17 protein-coding genes and 5 pseudogenes are annotated in these 26,341 nt (G+C 64.7%); 12 read left to right on the top strand and 10 right to left on the bottom strand.

Annotated features, from left to right (window positions below; genetic code table 11):
- Window positions 1–3: 3 nt before the first annotated feature.
- The 4 genes and pseudogenes from NX05_RS12710 to NX05_RS12695 all read right to left on the bottom strand — a co-directional run bounded on the left by NX05_RS12710 (window position 4) and on the right by NX05_RS12695 (window position 6,795).
- A pseudogene (locus NX05_RS12710) lies at window positions 4–1,130 on the bottom strand (GGDEF domain-containing protein).
- Window positions 1,131–1,346: 216 nt separating this feature from the next.
- A complete protein-coding gene (locus NX05_RS12705) occupies window positions 1,347–2,069 on the bottom strand; it encodes a pseudouridine synthase (protein WP_039436795.1) in 723 nt (240 codons plus the stop codon).
- A 135-nt stretch (window positions 2,070–2,204) separates the two neighbouring features.
- Window positions 2,205–4,610 carry a putative bifunctional diguanylate cyclase/phosphodiesterase gene (locus NX05_RS12700; protein ID WP_017119008.1) on the bottom strand — a complete coding sequence of 802 codons (2,406 nt, stop codon included), beginning with the start codon at window positions 4,608–4,610 and terminating at the stop codon, window positions 2,205–2,207.
- A 262-nt stretch (window positions 4,611–4,872) separates the two neighbouring features.
- Window positions 4,873–6,795, bottom strand: a complete 1,923-nt coding sequence (locus NX05_RS12695; protein WP_039436793.1) for a DEAD/DEAH box helicase — start codon at window positions 6,793–6,795, stop codon at window positions 4,873–4,875.
- A 171-nt stretch (window positions 6,796–6,966) separates the two neighbouring features.
- Here NX05_RS12695 and NX05_RS12690 point away from each other — a divergent pair.
- From NX05_RS12690 to NX05_RS24930, 4 genes and pseudogenes are all read left to right on the top strand, one after another.
- Window positions 6,967–7,465 (top strand): annotated as a pseudogene (locus tag NX05_RS12690) (sigma-70 family RNA polymerase sigma factor).
- A 29-nt stretch (window positions 7,466–7,494) separates the two neighbouring features.
- Window positions 7,495–8,141, top strand: a pseudogene (locus NX05_RS12685) (hypothetical protein).
- A gap of 36 nt (window positions 8,142–8,177) precedes the next feature.
- A complete protein-coding gene (locus tag NX05_RS12680) occupies window positions 8,178–8,420 on the top strand; it encodes an RNA-binding S4 domain-containing protein (RefSeq protein ID WP_039436792.1) in 243 nt (80 codons plus the stop codon).
- Window positions 8,417–8,795 (top strand): annotated as a pseudogene (locus NX05_RS24930) (hypothetical protein). Before NX05_RS12680 ends, NX05_RS24930 begins: the two are co-directional and overlap by 4 nt.
- Here the strand turns inward: NX05_RS24930 and NX05_RS12670 are convergent.
- From NX05_RS12670 to NX05_RS12655, 4 genes are all read right to left on the bottom strand, one after another.
- The gene (locus tag NX05_RS12670) at window positions 8,764–9,165 is read right to left on the bottom strand and encodes an MAPEG family protein (protein WP_010366909.1); all 402 of its coding nucleotides are present in this window, start codon (window positions 9,163–9,165) and stop codon (window positions 8,764–8,766) included. The pseudogene NX05_RS24930 and the gene NX05_RS12670 sit on opposite strands and share 32 nt — an antisense overlap.
- Before the next feature lie 25 nt (window positions 9,166–9,190).
- The gene (locus NX05_RS12665) at window positions 9,191–9,727 is read right to left on the bottom strand and encodes a DUF4019 domain-containing protein (RefSeq protein ID WP_010377452.1); all 537 of its coding nucleotides are present in this window, start codon (window positions 9,725–9,727) and stop codon (window positions 9,191–9,193) included.
- Between the two features lie 402 nt (window positions 9,728–10,129).
- Window positions 10,130–10,384, bottom strand: a complete 255-nt coding sequence (locus NX05_RS12660; protein ID WP_010366915.1) for a hypothetical protein — start codon at window positions 10,382–10,384, stop codon at window positions 10,130–10,132.
- A gap of 77 nt (window positions 10,385–10,461) precedes the next feature.
- Window positions 10,462–11,721, bottom strand: a complete 1,260-nt coding sequence (locus NX05_RS12655; RefSeq protein ID WP_010366917.1) for a COG3904 family protein — start codon at window positions 11,719–11,721, stop codon at window positions 10,462–10,464.
- 147 nt (window positions 11,722–11,868) lie between these two features.
- Here NX05_RS12655 and NX05_RS12650 point away from each other — a divergent pair, with 147 nt between their 5' ends.
- From NX05_RS12650 to NX05_RS12630, 5 genes are all read left to right on the top strand, one after another.
- Complete coding sequence (locus NX05_RS12650; RefSeq protein ID WP_039436789.1) at window positions 11,869–13,332, top strand: AlkA N-terminal domain-containing protein; 1,464 nt, start codon at window positions 11,869–11,871, stop codon at window positions 13,330–13,332.
- Complete coding sequence (locus tag NX05_RS12645; protein WP_039436787.1) at window positions 13,329–13,874, top strand: methylated-DNA--[protein]-cysteine S-methyltransferase; 546 nt, start codon at window positions 13,329–13,331, stop codon at window positions 13,872–13,874. Before NX05_RS12650 ends, NX05_RS12645 begins: the two co-directional genes overlap by 4 nt.
- A gap of 36 nt (window positions 13,875–13,910) precedes the next feature.
- Window positions 13,911–15,209, top strand: coding sequence for an alkaline phosphatase family protein (locus NX05_RS12640; protein ID WP_039436784.1), 1,299 nt, complete (start codon window positions 13,911–13,913; stop codon window positions 15,207–15,209).
- A 128-nt stretch (window positions 15,210–15,337) separates the two neighbouring features.
- Window positions 15,338–16,729, top strand: coding sequence for a chloride channel protein (locus NX05_RS12635; RefSeq protein WP_039436782.1), 1,392 nt, complete (start codon window positions 15,338–15,340; stop codon window positions 16,727–16,729).
- Window positions 16,730–16,853: 124 nt separating this feature from the next.
- Window positions 16,854–17,894, top strand: coding sequence for a zinc-dependent alcohol dehydrogenase family protein (locus tag NX05_RS12630; protein WP_039436780.1), 1,041 nt, complete (start codon window positions 16,854–16,856; stop codon window positions 17,892–17,894).
- A gap of 133 nt (window positions 17,895–18,027) precedes the next feature.
- Here NX05_RS12630 and NX05_RS12625 read toward each other — a convergent pair whose 3' ends face one another.
- Both NX05_RS12625 and NX05_RS12620 read right to left on the bottom strand, forming a co-directional pair.
- Entirely contained in the window at window positions 18,028–18,210 is a 183-nt protein-coding gene (locus NX05_RS12625) for a 30S ribosomal protein THX (RefSeq protein WP_003487537.1), read from the bottom strand.
- 291 nt (window positions 18,211–18,501) lie between these two features.
- Entirely contained in the window at window positions 18,502–18,918 is a 417-nt protein-coding gene (locus tag NX05_RS12620; protein WP_010377436.1) for a MerC domain-containing protein, read from the bottom strand.
- 160 nt (window positions 18,919–19,078) lie between these two features.
- Here NX05_RS12620 and NX05_RS12615 point away from each other — a divergent pair, with 160 nt between their 5' ends.
- From NX05_RS12615 to NX05_RS12605, 3 genes and pseudogenes are all read left to right on the top strand, one after another.
- A complete protein-coding gene (locus NX05_RS12615; protein WP_039436777.1) occupies window positions 19,079–21,145 on the top strand; it encodes a TonB-dependent receptor in 2,067 nt (688 codons plus the stop codon).
- 395 nt (window positions 21,146–21,540) lie between these two features.
- Window positions 21,541–23,922: pseudogene (locus NX05_RS12610) on the top strand (TonB-dependent receptor).
- 568 nt (window positions 23,923–24,490) lie between these two features.
- Window positions 24,491–26,341 (top strand): S8 family serine peptidase, encoded by a 1,851-nt coding sequence (locus tag NX05_RS12605; protein WP_039436775.1) that lies wholly within the window; start codon window positions 24,491–24,493, stop codon window positions 26,339–26,341.

The raw sequence follows: 26,341 nt of genomic DNA, 5'->3' as shown, positions 1-26,341 counted from the left end.
ACCCTACTCCAGCGCCAGCACCAGATCGCGCCCTCCGCGCTTGGCTGCATATAAGGCCTGGTCGGCGCGCTTGATGACTGCCTCCACGTTTTCCTGCGGATGCAATGTCGCCACACCGATGCTCACTGTCACCGGCAGCGCGATGGTCATCACTGCCACGCGTTGGCGTAGATGTTCGCATTGCACGCGTGCCTGCAGCAGATCCGCATTGGGGAGCAGCAACACGAACTCTTCGCCACCATAGCGGGCGATGGTGCCGACACCGCCCACATGCGCCCGCAACAATGTGGAAAGTTCGCGTAGCACCACATCGCCCTGGTCATGCCCATGCACATCGTTGACGGTCTTGAAATGGTCCACGTCCAGCAGCGCCATCGACAACGGCTGGCCAGCTGCACGCGTCTGCTCGGTGGCCGCCGCCAATGCCACCGCAAACGCGCGCCGGTTCGGCAGGCCGGTCAGCGGGTCGGTACGGGTCTGCTCGACCAGATCGGCATTCAAGGCATCCATTGCGGTGTAATCGCCGGCCATCTGCTGCTCGTACCAATCGCGCTCGTTCAATTGCTGGCGCAGCTGCTGCCGGCTAACCGCAGCTCCAGCAGATGCGAGGCCTGGCGCGACAATGCCTGCAGAGCCTCGCGCTGGTCCTCGCGCAAATGCGCCGGGGTCTGATCGAACACGCACAGCGAGCCCAGCGCCTTGCCTTGGCTGGTCACCAGCGGCGCGCCGGCGTAAAAGCGCACCCCGCCACTGCCAAGCACCATCGGGTTATCGTGGAAGCGCGGGTCCAGGAAGGTGTCGTCCACCATCAGTACTTCGTCCGGGCGCAGGATCGCGTGCGCACAGAACGAAATGTCACGTGGTGCTTCACTGCGCGGCACGCCGTGCGCCGCCTTGAACCACTGGCGGTCGTCGTCCACCAGCACCACTGCGGCCATCTGCGTCTAGCACAGCGTGGAGGCAATCATGGTCAGGTCGTCGAACGCGCTTTCGGCAGGTGAGTCGAGCACGTTGTACTGGCGCAGCGCGACCAGCCGCTCGGCCGCGTTGCTCGGCAATTCCGGTTTAATCACTGCCGCTCCCTGGCTGTTAGCGGGAGGAATATGCCGGAGCCCAGGAAGCGCGACCATCGGGAAGCGCCCCAGCCCGCAAGCCCGCGTGCGCACCGTTCGGGCCGGCGGCGGGGGTATGGACGTGGTCAACAACCCGGGCATCGAGCATCTGGCGAGCAGCCGCCAGATAAAACAGCAAGGCCACCGAGGAACTGCAGTGTGCGAGTGATCGGTGGCGACGCCGAACACCGGCTGCGCTCGCCTCACAGCGGTGCAGTCGGTGCGTCGGCAGGTTTACCAGTCAGTGCATTGCGGCAGCAGGCCGCGCAATTCCGCATCGCTGAGGTTGCGCCATTGGCCCGGCTTGAGCGCGGCCAGCTTGATGTTGTCGATGCGCACCCGGCGCAGCTGCGTGACCCGATAGCCGAACTCGGCAGCCATCAAGCGGATCTGCCGATTCAAGCCCTGCTCCAGCACGATGCGGAAGCCGAATTTGGCGATGCGCGCAGTGCGGCATGGCAGCGTGGTCTCGTTGTGGATGCGCACGCCGCGTGCCATGCCACGCAGGAATTGGTCGGTGACCGGCTTGTTGACCGCTACCAGATATTCTTTTTGATGGCGGTTTTCCGCGCGCAAAATCTCGTTGACGATGTTGCCGTTGCTGGTCATCAGGATCAGCCCTTCGGACTCCTTGTCGAGCCGGCCGATCGGGAAAATGCGCTGCTCGTGGCCAACGAATTCGACGATATTTCCCTTGACCGAACTCTCGGTGGTGCACGTGATGCCCACCGGCTTGTTGAGCGCGATGTAGACATGCTTGCGGCCGCCGAGCTTCTTGGCCTCACGCACGCGCAGCGGCTGGCCATCCATCAGCACGGTGTCTTCCTCGCCCACCACCGCGCCGGTGCCGGCGGACACGCCATTGACGGTCACCCGCCGTTCGCCGATCAGGCGATCGGCCTCGCGGCGTGAGCAGAAGCCGGTTTCGGCGATGTATTTATTGAGTCGAGTTGTCATCCGCCAATTATCGGCGATTTAGCGCGGGCAATGCGCCATACCGGCTGCCCAGAGCAGCAATCGAGGGCAGGCGGTCGCCAGACGCGTGCACGCAGCGCGCGTCTGATGCAGCGCAGAGACATTTGCTCAGGCGCCTTAGCCAGGCACGGCCACCAAATGCGGCGTGTGCACCAGGTCTTCCAGCGGGCACGGACGATGCAGGCTGAAACCCTGCACCTGGCCCACACCGGCTTCGCGCAGCCCGGGGATGTCGGCCTCCGATTCCACCCCTTCGGCCACCACTTCAATCCCCAGCGCCAGCCCGACCTGGGCGATCGAATGCACCGCCGCGCGATCCACCGCATCGTGCGCATAGTTGCGGACGAAGCCGCAATCAATCTTCAACACGTCTACGGTGAATTGCTTGAGGTAGCCGAACGAGGCCATGCCGCTGCCGAAATCGTCCAGCGCCACGTGGCAGCTGCGCGCGCGCACGCTCTGCACGAAACGCTGCGCGTGTTCCAGATCGCCGATGACCGCGGTCTCGGTGATCTCCATGCACAGCTTCGGCACCAGTGACGGGTAGCGTTCGAACAATGCAAAGACGAAGTCGAGAAAATCCGGTTGCGCGATCGATTGCGCAGACAGATTGACGTGGCACAGATCCAGCGTCGCCACATGCATCGGGTTGGCCGACAACTGCGCGCACAGCGCTTCCAGCACATAGGTATCGACCATGCGCCCCAGGCCGTAACGCTCCACTGCCGGCAAGAATTCACCCGGACTCAGTACCCGCCCGTCGCTGGCGCGCATGCGTACCAATACCTCGTACTGCAGGCGTCCTGGGTCGTTCAGCACCTGGATTTTCTGCGCATACAACAGCAAACGCTCTTCGGCGATCGCCTGTTGCACCGCACTGATCCAGCCACCATCGTGGCGGCGCTGCGCCAGCGCCAGATCGTTTTCGTTGAAGCAGCGAATGCGGTTGCGCCCTTCTTCCTTGGCCGCATGACAGGCCAGATCGGCGGCAGTCATCAAGGCATTGAGGTCGCTGACGCCCTGGCGAATCTCCACCACGCCAAAACTGCAACTGGGCGTCAGCGGTCGCCCGCCTTGATGGCTCCACGGTTGCCCGAGCGTGCCGTGCATGCGTTCCAGCACGATCTGCGCCTGCGCCAGATCGGTATTGGCCAACAGGATGGCGAATTCATCGCCCCCCAAACGTCCCAGCCAATCGCCGGGACGCAATTGCATTGTGATCACATCGGCGAAGTGGCACAGGAATCTGTCGCCGACCGCATGCCCGAAGGTGTCGTTCACCAGCTTGAAATGATCCAGGTCGACGAAACACAGCGCGTGGCACATCTGCGGCGATTGCGGCAGTTCGATCAGGCGTAGCAGCCGGCGTTCGATTTCATGCCGATTGATCAGTCCGGTCATCGCATCGTGTCGCGCATGGAAGGCCACTTCGTCGGCCAGCTCATGTGCGTGCGACACATCTTCGATCACCGCCAGCACCAGGGTCGGCTCTTCCGGACCTGGCTCCACCAGCGAGGCGCTCCAGCGGCCCCACATCACCCCGCCGTCGGCACGCAAAAAGCGCAGCTCGCCGGACTGCAGCAGCTTTGGCCAATCGATCATGCCGCGGCTGTCCAGCTTGATGTCTTCCGGGTGCATCACCTCGGCCAGGGTGCAGGCCTGCAGCTCTTCCGGCCGGTAGAACAGGACGTTGGCCATCGAGGCGTTCGCATCAAGCACGTTGCCGCGCAGATCGAACTTGACCATACCCAGTGCCGCCTGCTGAAACGCGGTGCGGAAGCGGCCCTCGTGCGAGAGCAGGTAATCGCGGATGCGCCGCATTGCCAGCACGCAGGTGATCAACACCAGCAGCAAGGTGGCCAGGCTGCAGACCACCATGACATCGTGCAGCAGCCGCGCGCAGCGGGTCAGGTCGCCCAGGAATTCGGAAGCGTCGCGGCGCATGCGGCCGTCCAGCAGATGCAGCTCATCGCTCAGTGCCTGCAGCGCGCGCGGGTCGGGATGGTTGGCGGCCTGCACCGAGGCGGCACGGTCAGCCAGGCCGCTCATTTGCAGGATGCCGGCGTCGCTACGCTTCCACAGCGCAATGGCGTCGCCAAGGTAGGGAAATTGGTGCCCATAGCGGTACAGCCGCACCATTTGCGGCATGTCCTCACGAGCGTTTCGGCCAGCGCCCAGGCCAGCGTAGACCGCGTCCCAATCGATCACCGGCTGTTCGATCGCCACGCGCGCCGCGCGGTCGCCCAGCGGCACTTCCAGCGCGCGGCAAGCGGCCTGCAGATCGGCTGCATCGCCGCTGCCCAGGTAGCGCTCCATCCAGTACACCGATTCCTGCTGGGCATTGGACCAATGGCTTAGGCCAACGATCCAGGCGGTGGCGCCGGATTGGATTTCAATCACCAGCGCCGAGATCACCGCCATACAGACAGCGATCCCGATCAAGAGCGCCAGAGGAAGCGTCAGCCAGCCACGCACCAGGTGCATGGTCTGTCCAACGCCCTTGCCGCGTACTGCCTGCGCCATCGCCGTCTGTCCTTCGCCGCCCAGTGCGACTCAGGCGCCCAGTGGGCGCCTGAAGATAGTAACGGCCGCAACGGCCCAGTCTGTATGGCAATACCCGCTTGGCGTGAGGCAAGTCGGGTTAGCGACGCTGGCTAGGTCAGCCTGATCGCCGGCGCAGCGAGGCGCCGGAACGCTTCACCGGCTCGCTATGCGAATTTACGCATAGCAATACTAGGCAACCACACCGCCTGCAGGGTGAACCTGCGGGCGGTGCCGACCGCGCTTACTCGCCGCGCGGCTTCGGCGGGCCCTTGCGGTGCGGTGCGCCAGCGCGGTCCATCGGACGGCCCGGGCCGTTCGGACGACCGGAAGGCTTGCCGCCACGCGGGAAGCGTGGCTTGGACGGCGACGCGGCCGCCTCGCCCTCTTCCAGCTTGCGCATGTTGAGCTGCTGACCGGACACCCAGACTTTCTTCAGGTGGGTGAGCAGTTCGCGCGGCATGTCGGCCGGCAGATCCAGGATCGAATAATCGTCCTGGATGTCGATCCGGCCAATATAGCGGCTTTCCAGCCCGGCTTCGTTGGCGATCGCGCCGACGATATTGGCCGGCTTCACGCCATGGGTATGACCCACTTCGATGCGGTAGCTCTCCATGCCGAATTCCGGCTCGCCGCGCGGGGCGACCGGGTCGCGACGCGGACGCTCGCCACCGGCATCGTCGCCACGCGGCGGACGCCCAGCGCGCTCACCGTCGGCACGCGGGCCACGCTCGAACTTGGGCTCGAACCGCGGGCGCTCGCCACGGTCATTGCGATCACCGCGGTCGGCACGCTCGTTGCGCTCGCGCGGGGCGAACTCTTCGCGCGCACCACGCACCGGCGGGGTCAGCAGGAACGGCGAGTCGCCCTGCAGCAGCTTGGCCATGGCAGCGGCGATATCGATCGCCGGCACGTTGTTTTCGGTCTCGTAGCGCTGCAGCAGATCGCGGTACATGTCGATCTGGCCGCCGGCCAGGCTCTCGGTGATGCGGGTCATGAAGCGTGCCACGCGGGTGTCGTTAACCGCATCCACGCTCGGCAGCTGCATCTCTTCGATCGGCTGGCGGGTGGCGCGTTCGATCGAACGCAGCATGCCCTTTTCGCGCGGCGTCACGAACAGGATCGCGTCGCCGTTGCGGCCGGCACGGCCGGTACGGCCGATGCGGTGCACGTAGCTTTCGGTGTCATACGGAATGTCGTAGTTCAGCACATGGCTGACGCGCTCCACGTCCAGACCGCGTGCGGCCACGTCGGTGGCGACCAGGATGTCCAGCTTGCCGTCCTTGAGCTGGGCAATAGTCTTCTCACGTGCCGCCTGCTGCATATCGCCATTGATGGCGGCCGCAGCCAGACCGCGTGCCTGCAGCTTCTGCGCCAGTTCTTCGGTACCGGCCTTGGTGCGCGCGAAGATGATCATGCCGTCGAACGGTTCGACCTCGAGGATGCGGGTCAGCGCATCCAGCTTGTGCAGCCCGCTTACCCACCAGTAGCGCTGGCGGATGTTGGCCGAGGTGGTGGTCTTGGCCGCAATGGTGACTTCGGCAGGATCTTTCAAATAGGTCTGCGCGATACGGCGAATCGCCGGCGGCATGGTGGCCGAGAACAACGCCACCTGGCGCTTCTCCGGCAACTTCTTCAGCACCGCTTCGACGTCGTCGATGAAGCCCATGCGCAGCATTTCGTCGGCTTCGTCCAGCACCAGCGTCTTGAGCTGGGACAGATCCAGCGTGCCGCGGTCCAGGTGATCGATCACGCGGCCGGGGGTGCCCACCACCACATGCACGCCGCGCTTGAGCGCGCTCAACTGCTGGGCATACGGCTGGCCGCCGTAGACCGGCAACACGCGGAAGCCCGGAATGGCTTCGGCATATTTCTGGAAGGCCTCGGCGACCTGGATGGCGAGTTCGCGGGTCGGGGCCAGCACCAGTGCCTGCGGCTTGAGCTGGTTGAGATCGGCGTTGGACAGCACCGGCAGCGCGAACGCGGCGGTCTTGCCGGTGCCCGTCTGGGCCTGGCCGAGCACGTCGCGGCCGGATAGCAGCGCGGGGATGGTGGCAGCCTGGATCGGCGACGGCGACTCGTAGCCAACATTGGCAACGGCCTTCATCACAGCGCCTGAGAGGCCGAGGTCTGCAAACAGCAGCGGCGCGGAAGATTCTTGGGTCATGGGTAACTCCGGAGGCGCCGCACGGAGCCGGCAAGCGCAAAGCAGCATAGTGTGCCTTCTCAGGCCCCCTGCTGTCGAAATTTTCGTGACAGTCCATTCAGGTTGTGAGGAATTGCGTGTTCGCGCGAATCATCCTGGCGCGCAAACCCGCTCACCTGCCCGACTGGAGCCCTGTCCCTGGGCACATACCTGCAAGCCCGCTTCAGCACCCTCCTGCAGCAACACCGCTGCATCGTGCTGAAGGTGGCGGCCAGTTATTGCCACGACCGCGACGAGCGCGCTGAGCTGGCGCAGGAAATCGCCACGCACCTGTGGCGGGCATTTTCCAGCTACGACCCGAGCCGGCGGTTTTCCACCTGGATCTACCGCATCGCCTTGAACGTTGCAATCAGCGATCTGCGCGGCCGCCGACACATGCCCGGCGAACCCATCGCATTGGACGCAGCGGTCGAACGCATCGCCGACCCATTGGCGCACGACCCGGTGCGCGAGCAGCGGGTGGCCGCGCTGTACGCCTTCATCACGCAACAACCGCCGCTGGAACGCGCTGTTGCTGCTCTACCCGGACGAACACAACTACCGCGAAATCGGCCAGGTGCTCGGCATCAGCCAAACCAATGTCGCCACGAAACTCAGCCGCCTGAAAACCCGCATGCGCGCCGAACTTTGACCCACACCGATCCGCAACCGGAGCACGCCATGGAACTGGATGACATCACCGCCGCCTGGCGTTCGCTGGAACAACGCCTGGACCAACAAACCGCACTCACCAGCCAACTGCTGGGTGATATGCGCAGCCACGCAGCACGTGCGCAACTGCGCCTGTTGTGGCTGAGCCAATCGGTGCAACTGCTGTGCGCCATCACATTAAACCGGCGTCATCGCCCACAGCTGGCTCCCGTTTGCCGATCAGGCGACAGCCGTCGTCGGCGGGGTGCTGCTGCAGCTGTGGTGCGTTGCGCTGGCAGCTTCGGCGGTCCGGCAACTGTGGCTGTTGTCGCAACTGGATTTCGCGAGGCCACTGTTACAGACACAGCGCGCGCTTGCACAGCTGCGGCGCTGGCGCACACGCGTGGCGCCGTGGCTGGGCGTAGTGTTTGGGTGCTGTGGGTGGCAGTGGCAGACGCTGCGTGGCGCACTCTCACCGGCTTGTCGCTGCCGAACGCCTGGCTGCTGTGCAACTGGTGGTCGGCGCGCCTGGCGGCATCGGCACCTGGCTAGGTGATCGGCGGCTGCAGCGCAGGGGTCCCCCGTGGCTGGAACGCCTCGACACCGCACATGCCGGCCGTAGCGTCGCGCGTACCGAAACCTTGCTGGAACAGATTGCGCGTTTCCAGCGCGAGTAGGCGGATAATCGCCGGCTTCCTGCACGCGAGCACACCATGCAATACCTGGAAGTCGACCTGGACGGCGACTACATTGAACTCAACCAGTTGCTCAAGCTGGCCGGCATCGCCGACAGCGGCGGCCAGGGCAAGGCCATCGTCGCCAGCGGCGCGGTCAGCGTCGACGGTGTGCAGGAGCTGCGTAAGACCGCCAAGATCCGCCCCGGCCAGCTGGTGCAGTTGGACGATGTGGAAATTCGCGTCCTGGCACTGGACCCGGACGCCGAACCTGACGCATGAAGGTGGTGGAGATCAGTCAGCGCAACCACGCACCTTCGGCCGACGATCCAACCCACGACGTCTACATTTTTTCGATCGCCGTCGATTCGGAGAAACCGTTCTGGCTGGAGCAATCCATCCGCGGGCGGCCATGCCGAGCGAGGCGGCTGCACCATGCTGGCCTTGCACGAACTGGAAGCCTGGCCCGGCGACTGGCGTGCCGATGTGACCAAGGCCGGTTGCGCGTGGGTGGCGCCGATTCTTGAAGAAGGCCTGCGTACCGACGATACGCAGGCGGCAATCGATGCAATCTTGGCGCGGGCGCAAGCGCCGGATTGCGCCTCACCCAGCCTGCAACGCTGCATCAAACGCCCAGCAGTGCGCGCACCAGTTTGACGATGCCCCAGAACGACACCACCCAGATGGCGCTACGCAGGTACGGGATCCCTGCGGCATACACCGGCACATAGGCCACACGCGCCCATAGGTAGAGCTGCACGGCGAGTGCTGTTTCTGCACTGGTACGCCCCGCCACGCTCACCGCCAGCACCGCGGCGGCGAAGATCGGAAAGGTTTCCAGATAGTTGCGGAACGCACGGTCCAGCCGCGCGGCCACGCCGGTGAGCGGCTTGGCCTCGCCATCGCGTGCGCTGGCATTCCACTTGGTGCCGCGCTGGGCAGTCATGCTGGCCGAGGCAGCCAGCAATTGCACCAACCCGAGCACCATCGCCCAGCCCAGCGTCTGCAGCTCGATCGTCAGTTGCATACGTGCCTCCCGGCCGATGGAAACATCACTTCACCGCCGTGCGCAGGCTGTAACCGGCCAGACGCCAGGTCTTGTCTTCGTCCAGACGGAACGACACCAGCTCGCGCACCGGCTGCTGTGCCTTGGCAAAGCGGGTCGGGAAGCTGACGTTGACGTAGAGGCCTTCGGGCACCTGCGCGCCGGGGCCGTACTTGACGCGTGTCACCGATCCCTGCCCGCGCCCGACCATCGCACCCAGCCGCGCGCGTTCGGTGCCGATCTGGCTGACGAAGACATCGCGCTTGACGGCAGTCTTGGCCACTTTGGACGCGCCATCCCACAAGGAAGCGATCTGGTTGCCGTCCACCATCTGCGCCACGCGCAGGGCCGCCTGGGTCATTTCGGTGTTCTGCTTGGTCAGCTGCGCTTGCTGCGCAGTGCTGAGCGCCGGCTGGCCTGCGGGCGCTGCAGGTGCTGGCTGTGCGGCGGCCGGGCTCGCGGCGCGACTGGCGGCCTGCGGTTGTTGAGCGAACGCCAGCGCTGGAGCCAGTGCCAACGCGATAACCAGACGAGAACGAAGCATGGGACGAAGACCTTGTACGGATCGGGTGGAAGGAGAAGCGCCGCATACCTTGCGGTGCGTAGCGCAGTCTAGGGTGCGCCCCGCGCAACACAAGTCCCGAGCGCAGCGCGGGAGGACGGGGGCGGCAAAACATGGCGAGCGGTGACGAGGAGCTGGTGGACGATGCGTTTATCGAGAGCGCAAGCGGCGAGCGTTGAATCCTGGCTACAGACTCATGCCCTAGAAGCAATCAGGTCTGGCAGCGGCGCTTTTATCCTTTCTGCTTGGAGTCGCCCGTACGCTGTGGATAGCCGCTTCAAATGGATTGACGCCCATGCGGCAAAGTTATGGAAGTGCCACGCACTGATCCCGGGCGGCGCCATTCCGCCGTCGGCAACCACAATAGCCGTTTTCTAATTGAACTTAGACCTCGCCTCCCGGAGCCGGTGGCATGGCCGCCACAGTACGCGGCCGCCACAGACGCCAGCTAACCCAAAAAGCACGCGCAATTGCGGCAATCAGCGCGACCAGACTCAGCCAGCTTGCCACTGTCGCCGGCCATTGTTCGTGCATGGCGGCAGCGGCCAGACGCAGTAACTCGGCTACACCGAAGCCGACCAGCACCAACAGCGCCGACGGTAGATATGCCAGTAACACACCCTTGGTCTTGCCTCGCATACGTCCCCCCGGCTCGGTTGTGATGCAGCGACGATAGGCAGCGCGTAGTGCGATACGCGTGAAGCCCGTCACTGCATTCAGCCTTCGGGGTGGGTCGCTGGCTGCGGGTCGGCCTGGGCGGCATCCTGGGCTGGCGCGGCGTCCGGCTCGGCAGTGGGCGCACCACTGCCTGCGGCAACGTTCTGGGCATCGCTCGCCGGCGCTTGACCGCTCTGCACCTGGCCAGCCTGCACCTTGCCGTTCTCCGCCTCACCGGTCGGCGTCTCGGCCGCCGGGCTGGCCGGCGGCAGGGCAGCGGCATCGGTTTCGGCCAGCGGGCTTTCGTCCGGGCAGGCCGCATCCGGAAAGCCGAAGCGCTGCTTCAGCGCCAACCCACAGGCATTGACTGCGTCCAGGTCCGCACCCTCGCCCTTGCACTTCTGATCGAAGGCGACCAGAAACGCGTCCTTGCGCCGCACGAAGGCATCGCCGCACTTGCGCATCTGGCGGATGCGTTCCAGATCGTCCTGCACGGCGTTGGTGCCATCCAGGCCATATTCGCGCAGTTCTTCCATCGTGAGCAGGCGCAGGCTGCGGTTGGGCACGGTCATCATCAAGTCGGCCACCGCCACTGCAACGCCGTTGCGCTCCAGATAATCCTTGACGTTGCCGTAGACCTCGCGCAGCTCACGATTGAGCTCGGCGCGCGAGGTGGCCCTGGAGCTGATCCGCATCATGCGGTGGATGCCGACCTTGCCGGCCACTAGCCGGTTGTCGCCCGCTGCCAGCACGAACACACAGGCGCTATGGCAGATCGAGCCTTCGCGCACCCAGATGGTCCAGTTGGATTCGCCGATGGTGTCGCCGGCGCGGATCGCCGCCTCCACCTGCCCGCCGCTGGAATCCAGATCCAGGATGCGATGCGGCAACTTCCACTGCTCAGCCACCGAGGCCAGCCGCCATACCAGCGCTGCAAACCCGGCGTTGATCTTGCCGGCGTAGCGCACCCGTACCAGCCCGGTCTCGCGGCATGGCGCCAGCGCCGCTTCCACGCTGGCCCGGTCCAGTGCCGGCAGCAGCGTGCCGTCGCCGGCTTCGCGGCTGTAATCGGTCGCACAGCTGATCCAGGCCTGGCCCGACTCCAGCTCCGCCTGCGGCCATCCCGCCTCGCCGGCATGCGCACGCGGGCGCGGCGGCGGTATCGGGTCGGGCGTATCCACCGACACCATATGGTCGCCATCGCCCGCCTGCCCTGCACCGTTCTGCTGCGCAACTGCCGCATCGGCGGAGGTCGCCGAGCGATCGCAGGCGGCCAGCAGCAGCAAACAGGCAAGTGACAGGCAAACCAATTTCAACATGATGTGGGGCACTGACCGCGACGGAGATCACCCGCAGTCTATGGCTGGATGGGCCAATGGGTTGACCCAGCCATGAACGCGCAGGCCCGCCGCAACCCTGTCCGAAAACGGCCAGCCGGTGCGGTGGCGAGCGCATAGACTGGTGCCATGCAGACCGCAACGCCCGACCGAACCCAGTGCGATCGCGCCCGCCTGGCGCGCGATGCGCGCTTCGACGGGCTGTTTTTCACTGCCGTGCGCAGCACTGGCATCTATTGCCGCCCGGTGTGTCCGGCGCCGCCGCCGAAGCCGGCCAATATCAGTTACTACCCCACTGCCGCGGCGGCCAGCGCTGCCGGCTACCGGCCATGCCTGCGCTGCCGGCCCGAGCTGTCGCCGCAGGCGCAGCAGCATCTGGGCGAAGAGAGCGTGCAGCGTGCGCTGGCGATGATTGCCGACGGCGCGCTGCAGGAGCAGCCGGTGCAGACGCTGGCCGATGCGGTGGGCTTGAGTGCGCGCCAGCTGCAGCGGCAATTCGTGCAGCAATTGGGTGCCACGCCGATCCAGGTGCACGGCACGCATCGCTTGCTGCTGGCCAAGCAATTGCTCACCGAAACCGCTTTGCCGATCACCGAAGTCGCGCTCGCTGCTGGCTTCAATAGCTTGCGGCGTTTTAACGCAGCGTTTCTGCAGGGTTGCGGCATGCCGCCGTCGGCCTTGCGCAAGCAGCGCGCCGAGGTTCCGGGCGGCGAACTGACACTGCGCCTGGGCTATCGCCCGCCGCTGGATCTGCCGGCGATGCTGGCGTTTTTGCAGCGCCGCGCGATCGCGGGGATCGAGCAAGTCGATGCCAGCGGCTACCGTCGCGTGATCGGCCCGCCGGGCAGTGCCAGCGTGATCGAAGTCAGCGCGGCGGCGCAGCGCGCGGAACTGCTGCTGCGCATCGGCGCCACCGACCCGCGCCAGATTCCGCAGATCGTGCGGCGCGTGCGCCGGCTGTTCGATCTGGATGCAGACCTGCAAGCCGTGCACGCCACACTCGCGCCGGAACCACTGCTGGCCGAGGCAATCGCGCGCCGACCCGGCCTGCGCGTGCCCGGTGGCTGGGACGGCTTCGAAGTGGCGGTGCGTGCGGTGCTGGGCCAGCAGATCAGCGTGGCTGGCGCAGCGACGCTCGCGGCGCGGCTGGTCGACCGTCACGGCGGCCATCATGCCGACATGCCGCCCGGATTGAATCGTAGTTTCCCCACACCCGAACAGCTTGCCGACGCGCCGCTGGAACAGCTTGGGCTGCCGCATGCGCGCGCCGCCACGCTACGTGCGCTGGCATCGGCTTGCGCGCAAGGCCGGCTGCACTTCGGTGCCGGGCAGCGCCTGCCCGACTTCATCGCCGCCTTCACCGCGCTACCCGGGATCGGTCCATGGACCGCCCATTACGTGGCTATGCGTGCGTTGTCGCACCCGGATGCGTTTCCGGCTGGCGATTTGATCCTGCAGCAGGTGCTCGGGGCGCCCGGGCGCCTGAGCGAACGCGCCACCGATGCGCGCTCGCAGGCGTGGCGCCCGTGGCGCGCCTATGCCGTGCTGCACCTGTGGCATCTGGCCAACGACCGTAAGGACACCCGCGCATGAGCACACTGCACTACGACACCTTTCCCTCACCAATTGGCGCGCTCAGCGTGGCCGCCGACGACACCGGCGTGCACCACATCCTGTTCGCGCAGAACCGCTACGACGCCATCGGCCGTGCGCGCTGGTTGCACGCCCCCGATGCGCCGCTGGTGCGCGAAGCACGCGAACAGTTACTTGATTACCTGCATGGCGGGCGACGCAGTTTCGATCTGCCGCTGGCGCCTGCAGGCACGCCATTTCAGCTGACGGTCTGGCGCACGCTGGCGCAGATTCCGTTCGGGCAGACCTGGAGCTACGCGCAACTTGCGCAGGCAGTGGGCAAGCCCGCCGCGAGCCGCGCAGTGGGTGCGGCCAACGGGCGCAATCCGCTGCCGATCGTGCTGCCCTGCCATCGCGTGATCGGTGCCAATGGTGCGTTGACCGGCTTCGGCGGCGGCCTGCCGACCAAGCAGGCGTTGTTGCAGCTGGAAGGTTGGTCGCCGCATAGCGCCGCGCGCGCCGACGATCTGTTCGCCCCTATATCGGTACTACGCACTGGCTGACTTCGCGGCATCACCACTGCGCCGTAAACTACCGCCATGATCGACCGACGATTTGGAATTGCCGCAGCGGCGTTTGCCCTGCTTGCGGCCTGTAGCAGCCAGCCATCCTCGCGCAGCGCGCCCACGCAGTTGCCAACTGCTGCGGCGAACACCGCATCGGCCAGCGCGCCGCATACCTTGTTGCTGATCTCCATCGACGGCCTGCGCGCCGACATGCTCGATCGCGGCATCACGCCCAATCTGTCGCAACTGGCGCATGCGGGCGTACGTGCGCGCTGGATGACGCCCTCGTATCCGTCGCTGACATTCCCCAATCACTACACCTTGGTCACCGGCCTGCGCCCGGATCACCACGGCATCGTGCACAACAGCATGCGCGACCCGGCGCTTGGAGATTTTTGGTTGAGCAAACCCGACGCGGTGGGCGACGCACGCTGGTGGGGTGGCGAACCGGTATGGGTGGGCGTGGAAAAGACCGGCCAGCATGCGGCGACCTGGTCGTGGCCAGGTAGCGAGGCGGCGATCAACGGCGTGCGCCCGTCGCAGTGGCGCCATTACGAAGAAGGCGTGAGCCTGGACACGCGCGTGGCTGCGGTGCGGAACTGGTTGAAGACAGACGGCGCCCAGCGCAATCGCCTGGTCACGCTGTACTTCGAACACGTGGACGAAGCCGGCCACGACCACGGCCCCGAATCGCGCGAATACGCCGACGCTGCGCGCGCAGTGGATGCGGCCATCGGCAAGTTGCTGGATGGCATGCAGCGCGACGGCACCCGCGCGCGCACCAACATTATCGTGGTCTCCGATCACGGCATGGCCGAGGTTGCGCCGGGGCATGCGATCAGCGTGGAAGAGATCGCACCGCCACGGATCGCCACCGCCGTCACCGACGGCCAGGTGATCGGTTTCCAGCCAATGCCCGGCCAGCAGGCCGCAGCCGAGGCCAGCGTGCTCGGCACACACACGCACTACGATTGCTGGCGCAAGGCAGAACTGCCAGCGCGTTGGCATTACGGCAGCCATCCGCGGATTCCGCCGATCGTGTGCCAGATGCATGAAGGCTGGGATGCGCTGTTTCCCGACAAACTCGCCAAACGTGCGCAGGAAGACACGCGTGGCTCGCATGGCTTCGATCCGGGGTTGCCGTCGATGCGCGCGGTATTCCTGGCGCAAGGCCCGGACCTGGCGCAGGGCAAGACACTGCCAGGGTTCGACAATGTGGATGTCTATGCGCTGATGACCCGGCTGCTGGGCATCCCCGCCGCGCCCAACGATGGCAATCCGGCGACCTTGCTGCCGGCCTTGCGCGTGCCGCCGTCAGCTGGCGCCAAGTAGACACCCCAGACATCTTCAGCAGCGCTGACGAGCATGCATGTAAGTGCCGCGTCAGCGTCGATATAGCCGCATAAACACGCTGTTTCGAGTTGCCGCCGGCACGCGCAGACGCTGGAAACAACACGGGAATGTGGATCGCTGCAGACACTGTTGCCGCCAGGCAGTGCGACAATAGTGCGATGTCTGATTCCAATCCCCCGCCGCGTCGCTTGCGGCCGCTGTTATCCAGCGAAGGCTGGCGTCGTCGCGCTGCTCTGTGGGGCGGCGCAATTGCGGTAGCGCTGGTGGCGATCGTGTTCGCCAAGGCCAGCGACGCGGCCTTCCACCTGTTCCAGCACATTACCGCGCACTCGATCTGGTGGGCATTGCTGCTGACGCCGGGCATCTTCGCCCTGCTTGCCTGGCTCACCTCCGGTGCGCTACGGCCCACGCGCGGCAGCGGCATCCCGCAGGTGATTGCCGCGCTGGAGCATCCCGACCCCGCGTTTCGCGACAGCAATCTTTCGTTGCGCGTCTCGGTCGGCAAGCTCGCGCTGACCACCTTGTCGCTGCTCGGCGGCGCATCGGTGGGGCGCGAAGGGCCCACCGTGCACGTTGGTGCCAGCCTGATGCATGTGTTCGGGCGCTGGTTCGGTTTTCGCGACCCGCGCGAGCTCTCGCACTTTCTGCTCGCCGGTGGCGCCGCCGGTATCGCGGCCGCATTCAATACGCCGCTAGCCGGCGTGGTGTTTGCGATCGAAGAACTGAGCGGGCGCTTTGAGCACCGCTTTTCCGGCACCTTGCTCACCGCCGTGATCGTCGGTGGCGTGGTGTCGCTGGGTCTGCTGGGCAACTACACCTATTTCGGCAAAGTGGCGGTGGCCCTGCCGTTAGGTCAGGCGTGGTTGGCGATTGCGTTATGCGGCAGCGTGGCAGGGTTGCTCGGCGGCGTGTTCGCGCGGCTGGTGCTGGCCAGCGTCAGCGGTAAACCGCGCTGGTTGGGCGCGCTGCGGCAGCGGCATCCGGTGCTGCTGGCTGCGTTGTGCGGCCTTGCCCTGGTCGGGCTTGCGCTGGTGTTCGGGCAAGGTGCCTTCGGCACCGGCTACGAGCAGGCGCGCAGCCTGGTGCAGGGGCATGCGGTCGTCGGCCACGAGTTCGGCATGATGAAACTCATCGCCAATCTGGTCTCGTATCTGGCCGGCATCCCGGGCGGTCTGTTTTCACCGGCGCTGGCTGTAGGTGCCGGCATCGGCCATAACCTGTCGGTATTGATGCCCGGCGTAGACCCGCGCACCTTCGTGCTGCTGGGCATGTGCGCCTATCTCACCGGCGTAACCCAGGCGCCGCTGACCTCGGCGGTGATCTCGCTGGAACTCACCGACACCAGCCAGATGCTGCTGCCGATTCTGGCCACCGTGCTGATCGCGCGCGCAGTCTCCGGGCTGGTCTGCAAGACGCCGATCTACCGCGGCCTGGCCGAGCAGTTGCTGACCGTGCCGGCGCCTGCTGCTCCCGCTGCAGAGCGCGCGTCGACGTCGTAGCTCCAGACCTTGTCAGGAAACAGCGGCGAGGACCACGCTCCTACGAACACAAGCTGCCGCACCGCTCGCCAGCGGTGCAGCGCGGCAGATCTCCTCTTCATCGTGCTGCTTCCCGAGGTTATGTATGCGTGCAATGCACTTCGAGCGTTTTGAACAGGTCCCGGAAATTCTGCAGCTCCCCGACCCGACCCCAAGCGAGGACGGCGTGGTGATCAAAGTGGCAGCCACCGGCATCTGCCGCAGCGATTGGCACGGCTGGATGGGGCACGATCCGGACATCGCATTGCCGCACGTGCCGGGACACGAGTTCGCCGGCGAAGTGGTCGCCATGGGAAAACGCATCTCGGGCTTTGCGATCGGCACCCGGGTCACCGTGCCGTTCGTGTCCGGGTGCGGGCGCTGTGCGCAGTGCCATGGCGGCAATCAGCAAGTATGCTCGAACCAGTTCCAGCCCGGCTTCACCGCATGGGGATCGTTCGCCGAATATGTCGCGATCGATTTTGCCGAGACGAACCTGGTCAGACTGCCGGAAAGCATCGACGATGCGACGGCGGCAAGCCTGGGATGCCGGTTTGCCACCTCGTTTCGGGCCGTGGTCGATCAAGCCAGAACCGGCCCTGGCGAATGGGTCGTGGTCCATGGCTGCGGCGGCGTCGGGCTTTCGGCAGTGATGATCGCAGCGGCACTGGGGGCGCAGGTGATTGCGGTGGACATTTTCGACGACAAGCTGGCGTTCGCCGTTGAATGCGGCGCGGTCGCAACGGTCAACGCGTCGAAAGCGGACGACACGGTGGAGGCGATTCGCGAGATCACCAAGGGTGGCGCGCACGTTTCCATCGATGCGCTCGGCAGCCCGGCGACCTGTTTCAACTCCATCAGCAACCTGCGGCGGCGCGGCCGTCATGTCCAGGTGGGGCTGATGCTGGGCGAACACGCCACGCCCAGGATCCCGATGGCGCAGGTAATCGGCCACGAACTGGAGATCTACGGCAGCCACGGAATGCAGGCGTGGCGGTACGGTGCCATGTTGGCGATGATCCAGGCCGGGAAGATTGCACCACAACGGCTCATCGGCAGAAGGGTGTGCCTGGACGAGGCCATTGCGGTGCTGATCGGCATGGACGCTACGCGCGACCTCGGCATCAGCGTCATCGATCGCTTCTAACGCGTATCGCCGCCGGCATCCCCCACACCTGGGGCGCACATTGATGGACCGGCCGGGAGCGTAAACCACCGTTCTGCAAAACAGAAAAACGCGGCGCAAGCGCCGCGTTTCGGTGTCGCGAAGCGAGCTGGGATCAGCTGGCCTTGGCGACGGTCTTTTTGGCGACAGCCTTCTTGGCCGGGGCCTTGACCACGCCTTTCTTGGCAACCGGGGCAGCTGCACCCACGACAACCTTGCTCACCGCGTGCGAACGCGAATTGCCGTAGCTGGCGTTGTAGCGCTTGCCCTTGGCGGTCTTACGGTCACCCTTACCCATTTCGTCGACTCCTGAATGTGAATACAAATTCCCGTGCTGGCACGGGTCTGGCGAGGTTTCACCGGCGGCGCCCTCGCGCAAGGCCGACAAGCCTACCACGGCGGCCCCGGCGCGCGTAGCGGCCGACCGCCTTGCGGAGCTGATCGACTCCAGAGCGATGCACGCAGTTGTGGACTGTGATCGGCTGCGGGTGGAAGCCGCAGAGCAGCCCGACGGTGCGGGTGGCAGACGTCGCTGACCTCCGCTGTACGCATCGGCCTGGCGGCGACGCAACCGCCTCGCTACAGATACCTAGTGCGCGCAGCTGGCGTCGTGGACATGGCCGTGCCCGTGATTCAGGCGCAGATTGACCAAGTGCGCGATGCCGACCAGGGCGCCGCCCAGCGTCATCACCACTGCATGCGGCATCACCGAGTGATGCAGCGGGTCGTACAACAGGCCCACCCATAGCAGCGCCAGGCCAGGCAGCAGCAATGCCAGCGCGTGCAGCGCTTTGTGCCGGCGATACCCGAGCACCAGGCTAAAAAGGCCCAGCAGCGTCACGAACACCACGATGGTCAGTTCCACCCCATCGCCCAGCCAGAACGACAGGCCCAGCGAAGGCGCCAGGGCCAGCACCAGCGGCAATACCGCGCAGTGCACGGCGCACAGCAGCGACCCGGTAGCGCCGAAGCGGTCGAGAAGATGGCGAAGGGTTGGTAGGGGCATGAGGTCCAGCAGGTGCTCGTGGCGACGTGGAATAATATAACATCTTACTACTCCAGCCCCGCACCACTGCATCGCGCAGCGGTGAGGCTCGCCGCCGGCGCAGCAGGCAAGCTGCGCCTTATCACTGATACACAGTAACAACTACAGAGTCCCGCCCACCATGCCTGCACGTTTCGATCTCTCGTTCCGCCGCTCCGCGCTCTCGCTGGCACTGACCAGTCTGCTGACCCCTGCCCTGGCCATGGCCGAGGACGCTCCGCTCGTTGCCGATGCACAGACCCCGCCCAGTTCGGACACGCGCCACGCTGCCAGCCCTTCCAGCGGCCGGCATATCAAGGATCTGGACAAGGTGGTGGTCACCGCCAGCCCGCTGCGCGATGCGGCCGGTGCGTTGAGCCGCCCGGTGGAAGTGCTGGCCGGCGAGCGCCTGGACGAGGTGCGCAGTTCGAGCCTGGGCGAAACCGTGGCCAGCCTGCCCGGCGTGCAGAGTTCCAACTTCGGCCCCGGCGTGGGCCGGCCGATCATCCGCGGCCTGGACGGCCCGCGCGTGGCGGTGTTGCGCGACGGCCTGTCTACCCAAGACGTGTCCACCGTCAGCCAGGACCATTCCCCGGCGATTGAGCCGTTCCTGGCCAACCAGATCGAAGTGCTGAAAGGCCCATCGACGCTGCTGTACGGCTCCGGCGCGATCGGCGGCGTGGTCAACGTGGTCGACGGGCGCATTGCCGAAACGCCGGTGGACGGTTTCAGCGGGCGCGCCGAAGTGCGCGTTGACGGCGGCGACAAGGACGGCAACACCGACATGTTCCGCGTTGATGCCGGCAATGGCAGCGGGCTGTCGATCCATGCCGATGGCGTGTATCGCAACCAGAACGACTACGACACGCCGCAGGGCCGTCAGCTCAACAGCTGGGTCGATTCCAAGGTGGGCTCGATCGGTGCGTCGCTGTCCGGCGACTGGGGCTTTGTCGGCCTGTCGGCGTCGCGCTTCCGCGACAATTACGGCAACCCCGGCGAGCCGGGCGACCCGTCCATCGGCGAGCGCGGCGTCTCGCTGAAACTGCAGCAGGACCGCTACGACCTCAAGGGCGGGCTGACCGATCCGTGGGGCGAAGGCAGCGCGCTGCGTTACAGCTTCGGCCATACCGATTACGCACATACCGAGTTCGAAGGCGAAGAAGTCGGCACCGTGTTCACCAAGCGCGCCAACGAAGGCCGCGTGGAGGCCTCGTTTACGTTGGGCGGCGGCTGGCAGACCGCATTCGGCCTGCAGGGCAGCGACAGCACCTTCCAGGCAGTGGGCGAAGAATCCTTCGTACCCAAGACCGATACGCGCTCGCTCGGCGCATTCGCCGTGGCACGCAACAACTGGGAACGAGTCACCGCCGAATTCGGCGCGCGTGTGGACAAAGTCAAGTACCAGACCGATATCGGTGTGGACCGCGATTTCACCCCGACCAGCGTCTCGGCCAGCGGTGGTTTCCGCTTTAACGAGCAATGGCGCCTGACCGCAAATCTTGACCACGCCGAACGCGCGCCGGCCGAAGAAGAACTGTTCGCCAACGGCCCGCACATCGCCACGCTCGCCTTCGAAGTCGGCGGCGCCGATCTGAAGACCGAGAAGGCCAATCAGGCCGAGTTGGGATTGAATTTCCAGAACGACTGGGTGGATGCCAAGGTGGCTGCGTACTACAACCGCTACAACGACTTCATCTACATCGTCGACACCGGCGGCCAGTGGTTCAACGAAGAAGACAATGACTTCCTGCCGATCCGCCAGTGGACGCAGGCCGATGCGACCTTCCACGGCTTCGAAGGCGAGGCCACCTTCCATCTGGCCAACAACGACAACGGCGCGTGGGACCTGCGCATCTTCGGCGACACAGTGCGTGCACGTTTGAACGATGGCGGCAACCTGCCGCGTATCGCGCCGGGCCGTTTCGGTGCGCAGCTGCGCTGGAATGCGCAGCAGTGGCGCGCATCACTCGGTGCCACACGCACCATGAAGCAGGACAAGGTGGCAGTGAACGAAACCCCGACCGACGGCTACACCTTCGTCGATGCGCATCTGGCGTATCACGTGGATCGCGGCAGCAATGCGTGGGAAGTGTTCCTTGACGGCAACAACCTGACCAACCAGGACGCACGCGTGCACACCTCCTTCCTCAAGGATGACGTGATGCTGCCTGGCCGCAGCGCGTCGTTCGGCGTGCGCTTGTTCTTCTGACAGCGGACTCTCCCCCCGCCGACTGGAAGCGAGGCCGCCTTCGGGCGGCCTTTTATTTGCGTTGCAGACCTCACGCGGCAGCGTGGGCTGCATCGCTGCTGCTTGAGGCCCGTAATCGTATTCGTCGCTGCGTGCGTCAACCCAACGCACAAGATGTGATCGCCGCCACAGCACAGGCAAACACAGCCGTACCGTCAAACAACAAGTGCAGACCGCAGCTGCTGCGTCGCACAACGGGCTGTGGCGCATCTGGGGTTAAAACTTCATTAGCACTGCGCCGACAGGGGGCGCAAGCGACGCGATAGCGCGGGCGCGCGCGTGCACTGACTGGCGATGCATGCACACCACTGCGTGACTCGACAGCGTTCTTGCACTTAAGACAAGGAGCCTTGCGCATGCGTTTTTCATCACCCCGCTACACCCTTTCGCTCGCCGTCGCTGCGGTGCTGCTGGCACCGAATGGCCGCACGCAGACCGCTACGCCTGCAGCGGGCAATCAGGACGCCACCACGCTGGATGCGGTCATCGTCAGCGGCACCGCGCGCTTCAAAGGACTGGCCAAACGCGATGCCAGTTTTTCGATCACCACGGCCAGCCCGGAACAGATCCAGCAAGCGGTCCCACAGAGCACCGCCGACCTGCTCAAGATCGTGCCTGGCGTGTAGTCTGAGCCCAGCGGCGGCGGGACCGGTGCCAATATCTTCGTGCGTGGTATGCCTTCGGAAGGCGATGCGCCGTTCGTGACCATGCAACTGGATGGCTCGCCGCTGTTCCCGCCGCCGACCTTGTCGTTCCTGGAGAATTCCACGCTATTCCGCGTCGACGATACGGTTGAGCGCATGGAAGTGTTGCGCGGTGGTTCCAGCCCGATCTTTTCCAACGGCCAGCCCGGCCTCACCGTCAATTTCATCCAGAAAAAAGGCCAGGACGAACCCGAAGGCAGCGTGCGCCTGACCGGAGGCAACAACGCATTGCGCCGCATCGATGTGTTCAACAGCGGGCCGATGGGCAATGGCTGGTACTACAGCGTGGGCGGCTTCTTCCGCGAAACCGACGGCGTGCGCGACCCGCAGTTTTCCGCCGACAAAGGCGGCCAGTTCAGCGCCACCTTGAGCAAGCGTTGGGACAGCGGCGAGTTGTCGTTTTACGCGCGCCACACCGACGATAACAATGCGTTTTACACCGCGATTCCGCTGCTGTCGCGCAACAACGGCGCCGATCTTTCCAGTTTTCCCGGCTTGAACGCGCAGACTGGCACCCTGCTTGGCCGCGACTTCCGCAATGTGGATCTGTTGGTCGGCCCCAATGGCCAGACACTGCGACGCGATCTGGCCGACGGGCGCGGCGTCGACATCGATGTGTTCGGTGGCGAATGGAACTGGGAGAGCGGCGGCTGGACCGTTGCCGACCGCTTCAACGTGATGAGCGGCAGCGCGCCGACCTCTGCGCTATTTACCGGCGATGCGCCGCAACGCCTGGGCGATTTCATTGCCAGTTACGGCAGCAGCGGTAGCGCCAGTTACACCAATGGCGGCGGTGCGGTGGACCCCAATCAGCAGGTGCTCGAGGCCGGTTGGTGGTCGGTGGACAAACGGTTGAATTCCTTCACCAACGACCTGCGCCTGAGTCGCGAGTTGTTTGCCGGCAACACACTCACCGTAGGTGCGTATTACGCCAAGTATTCCTCTGCCGACATCTGGTACCTGGGCAACACCATGCTGCTCACTGCGCAAAACAACGCGCGCCGCATCGATGTGGCATTGGACGATGGCCGCCAGCCCACGCGCCAGGGCTTTACCAGCACTGCCTTCCTCAACCTGCGCGCCAAGTACAACGGTGAAAACATCGCCGCTTTAGTTGCCGACGAGTGGGAACTGAGCGAGCGTCTGCGCCTGGATCTAGGTGCGCGCTACGAGCGCCAGCGCGTGACCGGGGATGTGCACGACACCACGACCGTGGATCTGGATGGCAACCCGGCCACGCTGTACGACAACGCCACCTCATTGGCATTGGCAACCACGCGGCGCATCGATCAGGACGATGAAGCGTTCTCGTGGACCGCCGGCTTGAACTTCACGCTCGATCAGAACAACAGCCTGTTCGCCCGGGTCAACTCCGGAGTGAAGTTTCCTGGTTTCGACAACCTGCGCGATGGCCAGAACCGCGTGCAGGACGTGGATCAATACGAGCTGGGCTTGAAATCCGGCACCAGTGCGTACGACCTGTATCTCACCGCCTTTTACAACACCTTCAAGAATTCGCCGTTCCAGGCGTTTCTGGCCAATGGGCAGAATTTCACCGCGGTGGGCGATTCGCGCGCACGCGGCCTGGAAGTGGAAGGCGCGATCCGGCCGTTCGGCGGTTTCGAGCTGGCTGGCACCGGGGTGTGGCTGGATGCGAAATACCGCAACTATCGCGAGTTCACTGGCAACCAGGTAATGCGCCAGCCCAAGCGCCAGTTCCGCATCACGCCGAGCTATTACTGGATGCTACCGTTCGGCGATCTCAAGCTGTTTGCCACCTATTCGTACATCGGCGAGCGCTTCGCGGATCTGGCCAACAGCCAGCGCCTGCCCTCGTACGACATGCTGGATATCGGCGCCAACCTGCATGTGGGCGAGCATTGGGAAGTGACCGCCAGCGGGAGCAACGTCACCGACACGCTCGGCCTGACCGAAGGCAACGTGCGCGTGCCTGGTGCGGCCACCGGTGGTGTGTTCATGGGCCGGCCGATTGCCGGGCGGCAGTATCAAATGTCGGTAGCGTACCGCTGGTAGATCGGCGCAGCATATCGAGCCGCGCAGCAGCGGGACTGCTGCGCGGAACCTTGCAAACGACAGCGCGCCGTTTTACATGGTCGCGGCGCGGGCGCGCCTGCCAGTCATGTCATGCATTGCAAAACGCTGCGCGGCAACGACGTAGACACCTTCCCCATGCGCGGCATGCGGTGGGAATAGCCAGACGCACGCAATTGAAAGCAGCACCAGATGCGAAGAAACGCGACGCATCGTGATGGGTTATTTCAATCAAAATCACCTCTGCTGCCGAATTCCGCAGAAAATTTTCTGCAGAAAATTTCGCGTGCAAGACGCAACTGGACAAACACGTCGCAAATTGTGCGGCGGGTCACGCAGGCACCATCGGTCGCAGGCATTGCAGGCACTGAGCTCCCACGCTTAACTCTGACTGTTGCCGGTGCAGACGCACTGCCAACATCGGCTGCGTCGACACGCACAGGGGGGCCGAGGCACGACCTGATCGCATTTTATTCCATAAAGAGAAATGCGCTTTTTAGCCGTCCCGAGATAAACCGACATGACTCCTGCTGCTCGCTGTTTCGCAGTAATGCACTCTTTTCGCAGGCGCCCGCTCACGTCGCTGATCGGCGCGCTGCTGATCGGAAGCGCGCCACATTCGGCGCTGGCTGCAACACCGGCCGTCGCTGCCACGCCCATTGCAAACGCTACTGCAAGCACCAGCGCGACACACAGCGCCACCGCAAAATCCACCGGCACCGACCCGTTGTTTCGCTACCAATGGCATCTGCTCAATCAAGGCCAGCCGGTGTTCGGCGACCAACGTCCACGGCCAGGCGTCGATCTGGATGTGGACGTCCTGCACACGCTTGGCATTCGCGGAGCCGGAGTCAATGTGGCGGTCATCGATGGCGGGCTTGAGATTGCCCATGAGGATCTCGTCGATAACATGATTGTCGGCGGCTCGCATAACTTCTTGAATGGTTCCAACGACCCGACGCCGCCTGCGGATGAAATCGACAATGGCCATGGCACCGCGGTCGCCGGCATCATCGCGGCACGTGGATGGAATGGTCTGGGTGGACGTGGCGTTGCGCCGGAAGCGAATGTGGCTGGCTTCAACGCACTTTCCATACTCGATGGCAGCAAGCAGTACGTCGATATCCGTTACTCCTGGGGCGATGGCCCAGAAGCCCGTGCGATGGACGTGTACAACAACAGCTTCGGCGTCTTGACAGCGGTCTATCCATTCAGCGATCTCGACGAGCAGCGCTCTCTGGAAAAAATGATGCGTGCCCAGCGTGGTGGCAAGGGCGGCATCTACGTCAAGGCAGCTGGCAATGATTTCAATACGCTGCTCGACGTGGATGCACAGGGCAGGCTGATCGATCGCTGCAGCGACCAGACCCGGCAGCTTGGCGTCGCCTGCAGCAGCGCCAATATGGACAACCTCAACAGCCTGACCACCATGATTGTGGTGGGTGCGGTCAACGCCAACGGCGTGCGCGCGAGTTATTCATCGCCCGGATCCGCGTTGTGGGTATCCGGGCTGTCTGGCGAATATGGCTTCCAGCACCGCTTCGACCCGCATCCGGAGACTTTCAGTCCGTTCTATACACTGATCGCTGCGCAAGGCCCGCAGCCATTCTTCTCACCGGCGATCGTCACCACCGACCTGAGTGGATGCGCTGCAGGCAATAATCGCGATCGCGCACGCGCGCCGCAGAATGCGCTGGATACCAGCCACTCCAACATCGATGCCTCGTGTAACTACAACGCACGCATGAATGGCACCTCTGCCTCGACACCGACGGTTGCAGGCGTCGCAGCGCTGATGCTGAGCGCCAACCCGCGGTTGACGCTGCGCGATGTCAAATACATCCTGGCAACGACGGCGGTGCAGGTCGATCCCCATCAAGCCAAGGTGTTCTACAAGGACGCCGTGATCGAGCCCGCCTGGATCACCAACGCGGCCGGCCACCGTTTCAGCAACTGGTATGGCTTCGGCTTGGTGGATGCAGCAGCGGCGGTGGAGCGCGCCGTGCATTTCACCCCGCTGCCGGCAATGCAAGACACCGAATGGACCGTCTACGACGGCAAAAGCAGCACCATCGGCGGCATCGGCTCGCCGGCGCGATTGGCGATCGACATCAAGCAGTCCTTCAAGGTGGAAGGCGTACAGCTGTTCTTCGGAGGAACGCACAAGAATCCTCGTGAACTGCGCGTCGTGCTGGTATCGCCAAGCGGCACCCGCAGCACCGTGATGACGCCGTTTTCCACGCTCGACCCGGGTGATGGCTTCGTGGTGTTCCTGACCTCCAGCAATGCCTTCCTGGACGAGGAGGCAGCCGGTCGCTGGACATTGGAGGTGGACGACATGCTCGCCGACAACGGCAAGGAACAACTGCAGGAATTCGAAATGCGCGTGGTGGGCCACTGA

This window comes from Xanthomonas vasicola (assembly GCF_000772705.2).
GTDB lineage: Bacteria > Pseudomonadota > Gammaproteobacteria > Xanthomonadales > Xanthomonadaceae > Xanthomonas > Xanthomonas vasicola.
This window is presented reverse-complemented; position numbering and strand designations above follow the sequence as displayed.

Coding starts and splice junctions, on each gene's coding strand:
- NX05_RS12695 (WP_039436793.1), bottom strand. CDS start 6,795: ATGACCCAAGAATCTTCCGCGCCGCTGCTGTTTGCAGACCTCGGCCTC.
- NX05_RS12645 (WP_039436787.1), top strand. CDS start 13,329: ATGAGCACACTGCACTACGACACCTTTCCCTCACCAATTGGCGCGCTC.
- NX05_RS12620 (WP_010377436.1), bottom strand. CDS start 18,918: ATGCCCCTACCAACCCTTCGCCATCTTCTCGACCGCTTCGGCGCTACC.
- NX05_RS12655 (WP_010366917.1), bottom strand. CDS start 11,721: ATGTTGAAATTGGTTTGCCTGTCACTTGCCTGTTTGCTGCTGCTGGCC.
- NX05_RS12665 (WP_010377452.1), bottom strand. CDS start 9,727: ATGCTTCGTTCTCGTCTGGTTATCGCGTTGGCACTGGCTCCAGCGCTG.
- NX05_RS12615 (WP_039436777.1), top strand. CDS start 19,079: ATGCCTGCACGTTTCGATCTCTCGTTCCGCCGCTCCGCGCTCTCGCTG.
- NX05_RS12625 (WP_003487537.1), bottom strand. CDS start 18,210: ATGGGTAAGGGTGACCGTAAGACCGCCAAGGGCAAGCGCTACAACGCC.
- NX05_RS12680 (WP_039436792.1), top strand. CDS start 8,178: ATGCAATACCTGGAAGTCGACCTGGACGGCGACTACATTGAACTCAAC.
- NX05_RS12635 (WP_039436782.1), top strand. CDS start 15,338: ATGTGGATCGCTGCAGACACTGTTGCCGCCAGGCAGTGCGACAATAGT.
- NX05_RS12670 (WP_010366909.1), bottom strand. CDS start 9,165: ATGCAACTGACGATCGAGCTGCAGACGCTGGGCTGGGCGATGGTGCTC.
- NX05_RS12650 (WP_039436789.1), top strand. CDS start 11,869: ATGCAGACCGCAACGCCCGACCGAACCCAGTGCGATCGCGCCCGCCTG.
- NX05_RS12705 (WP_039436795.1), bottom strand. CDS start 2,069: ATGACAACTCGACTCAATAAATACATCGCCGAAACCGGCTTCTGCTCA.
- NX05_RS12700 (WP_017119008.1), bottom strand. CDS start 4,610: ATGGCGCAGGCAGTACGCGGCAAGGGCGTTGGACAGACCATGCACCTG.
- NX05_RS12605 (WP_039436775.1), top strand. CDS start 24,491: ATGCACTCTTTTCGCAGGCGCCCGCTCACGTCGCTGATCGGCGCGCTG.
- NX05_RS12640 (WP_039436784.1), top strand. CDS start 13,911: ATGATCGACCGACGATTTGGAATTGCCGCAGCGGCGTTTGCCCTGCTT.
- NX05_RS12660 (WP_010366915.1), bottom strand. CDS start 10,384: ATGCGAGGCAAGACCAAGGGTGTGTTACTGGCATATCTACCGTCGGCG.
- NX05_RS12630 (WP_039436780.1), top strand. CDS start 16,854: ATGCGTGCAATGCACTTCGAGCGTTTTGAACAGGTCCCGGAAATTCTG.